This is a genomic window from Bacillus cereus group sp. BfR-BA-01382 (genome assembly GCF_022663475.1).
GTDB classification, from domain to species: domain Bacteria; phylum Bacillota; class Bacilli; order Bacillales; family Bacillaceae_G; genus Bacillus_A; species Bacillus_A thuringiensis_S.
This window is the reverse complement of sequence record NZ_JAKUFQ010000299.1, coordinates 1-414: the sequence shown is the minus strand read 5'-3', so window position 1 is coordinate 414 and position 414 is coordinate 1. Positions and strand designations below refer to the sequence as shown.

Below are 414 nucleotides of genomic sequence, written 5' to 3'. Positions count from 1 at the left end.
CCAGTCGCAGAAGAACAACGAGTTGTAGAAGAAGCGCCAGTCGCAGAAGAACAACCAGTTGTAGAAGAAGCGCCGGTCGCAGAAGAACAACCAGTTGTAAAAAAAGAAGAACCAAAACGTGAGAAAAAGCGTCATGTACCATTTAATGTTGTTATGTTGAAACAAGATAGAACACGATTAATGGAAAGACATGCAGCTAGGGCGAATGCAATGCAGCATTCTGTTAATGTACGAGTAGAGAATAGACCAGTGCAACAAGTAGTAGCAGAACCACAAGTGGAAGAACAACCAATGCAGCAGGTGGTAGCAGAACCACAAGTGGAAGAACAACCAATGCAGCAGGTGGTAGTAGAATCACAAGTGGAAGAACAACCAATGCAGCAGGTGGTAGTAGAATCACAAGTGGAAGAACAA

General features: G+C 43.7%; 1 pseudogene. It reads left to right on the top strand.

The features are described 5' to 3' along the window. Positions 1-414: pseudogene (locus MR160_RS34030) on the top strand (DNA translocase FtsK); the annotation flags it as partial.